This is a genomic window from Kitasatospora sp. NRRL B-11411, from assembly GCF_000721345.1.
GTDB classification, from domain to species: Bacteria; Actinomycetota; Actinomycetes; order Streptomycetales; family Streptomycetaceae; genus Kitasatospora; species Kitasatospora cineracea.
This window is the reverse complement of sequence record NZ_JOGH01000277.1, coordinates 1-1,204: the sequence shown is the minus strand read 5'-3', so window position 1 is coordinate 1,204 and position 1,204 is coordinate 1. Positions and strand designations below refer to the sequence as shown.

The following is a 1,204-nucleotide window of genomic DNA, read 5'->3' as shown; positions in this document are numbered from 1 at the left end:
CCCCGCCCCCCGCCACCCCGCGGAGCCGCGCCGCCGCCCTGGCCCACCCCGCGCTGCCCGCCGGGCGGAACACCTGGCGGCCGCCGCCACCCGCTGAACCGGCCGCCTGCGGCTACGGCAGCTCGCGTCGCACCAGCGCCCGGGCGAACGGTTCGCCGGTGGTGCGGGCGTGTGCCATCCGTTCGCGGACCTCGGCGAGGGTGCGCGGGCGGTAACCGGGGCCCCCGCAGCAGCCCTTGTGGAAGCGGATCCCGGCGTGCAGCAGTACCGACAGGGTCCGCCAGGCGGCGGTGTCCCGGCGGCGCGGGGCCGCGAAGGCGGAGCCCACGTGGATCAGCGGCTCGGCGCAGCGCGCGCAGCGGCGGGTGTGGTCGCCGAGGTAGGGCTGCTTGTAGGAGGCCCGGCAGGGCAGGCAGACGTAGGAGGTCTTCGCGTGGGCCATGCCGGTCAGGGTAGGGGCCCGCCGGGACCGGGTGCGACCGGGTTTCCGCGGTACCCGGCGGGGCGGCGGGGTTCAGTCGAAGCGGATGTGGCGGATCTTGACCGCGGCGCGGCGCAGGCTCGCGCGGAGGGGGGTGTCGGTGTCGGGGCGGAGGTGGAGGCCGGCGAGGGTGGCGAGGTGGTCGGCGGTCTGGCGGACGGTGAGGTGGTCGGTGGCGAGGTGGGTGGCGAAGGCGGGGGCGGCGAGGCGGGTGAGGCAGTCGTCGAGGCGGGCGACGGCGAAGCTCTCGCGCCGGGGCGGGCCGCCCAGGCCGGCGAGGTGGCGCAGGCGGTGGACGGGGTCGCGTTCGGCGAGGCGGCGCAGGACGGTGGCGCGTTCGGCGAGCAGGGTGAAGTGGCGTACGTCGTGGCCGAGTTCGCGCAGGCGGCCGACGGTCTCGGCGAAGTGGCCGGAGTGGGTGACGGTCATCGGGACGATCACCGGGCCGGGGTGTTCGCGGACGGCGAGGTCGAGGATCTCCACGGTCCCGCGGCGCCACGCGGGCAGGTCCTGGAAGTCGGCGCGCAGCGCGGGCGGGAGCATCCGGCGCAGGCCGAAGCCGAGGTGTTCGGGGTCGCAGACCACGGCGCCGGGCAGCCGCCGGACCAGGTGGTGGGCGGTCTGGGTCTTCCCACCGCCGAACGGCCCGTTGATCCAGATCAGCATGGACCCCACCGTACCCGCCCGGCCGGTGGCGGCAGGGGGTCTGACGGGGGGTCGGGG

Annotated in this window: 2 protein-coding genes; both read right to left on the bottom strand. The window is 77.2% G+C overall.

The genetic code is table 11. The features are described 5' to 3' along the window. Positions 1 to 112 precede the first annotated feature (112 nt). Positions 113 to 442: a hypothetical protein gene (locus IH44_RS0139890; RefSeq protein WP_030464750.1), complete on the bottom strand. Its 330-nt coding sequence runs from the start codon at positions 440 to 442 to the stop codon at positions 113 to 115. A 72-nt stretch (positions 443 to 514) separates the two neighbouring features. Beyond that, positions 515 to 1,147, bottom strand: coding sequence for an AAA family ATPase (locus IH44_RS0139885; RefSeq protein WP_030464749.1), 633 nt, complete (start codon positions 1,145 to 1,147; stop codon positions 515 to 517). Between the last annotated feature and the right edge of the window lie 57 nt (positions 1,148 to 1,204).